The sequence below is a fragment of the Duganella sp. FT27W genome (assembly GCF_009295655.1).
Taxonomy (GTDB): domain Bacteria; phylum Pseudomonadota; class Gammaproteobacteria; order Burkholderiales; family Burkholderiaceae_D; genus Rugamonas; species Rugamonas zoogloeoides.
Map to the genome: position 1 here is coordinate 1 of NZ_WHIV01000021.1, position 325 is coordinate 325.

Annotated in this window: 2 tRNA genes; both read right to left on the reverse strand. The window is 51.7% G+C overall.

Going from position 1 to position 325, the window contains the following annotated elements:
- Nucleotides 1–50: 50 nt before the first annotated feature.
- Nucleotides 51–126, reverse strand: a tRNA-Ala gene (locus F8197_RS28220).
- A gap of 77 nt (nt 127–203) precedes the next feature.
- Nucleotides 204–280, reverse strand: a tRNA-Ile gene (locus F8197_RS28225).
- Between the last annotated feature and the right edge of the window lie 45 nt (nt 281–325).

The following is a 325-nucleotide window of genomic DNA, read 5'->3' on the forward strand; positions in this document are numbered from 1 at the left end:
TTGGTCTCTAAAAGACCAAATCTAAACCTAGCGGCTTACATTTGAACTCTTGGTGGAGGATGACGGGATCGAACCGACGACCCCCTGCTTGCAAAGCAGGTGCTCTCCCAGCTGAGCTAATCCCCCTGAGATTTACTACAAGGTTTTGCGCTTAACTGGTAGGGTTGGCTGGACTAGCGTCCACCTCACCCCCAGCTTTTAACTGGTAGGGCTGGTTGGACTCGAACCAACGACCCCCGCGTTATCAACACGGTGCTCTAACCAGCTGAGCTACAGCCCCAAATGCTGTTCTTCTTGATTGACAGTCGATAAGTGTGAACGCTTG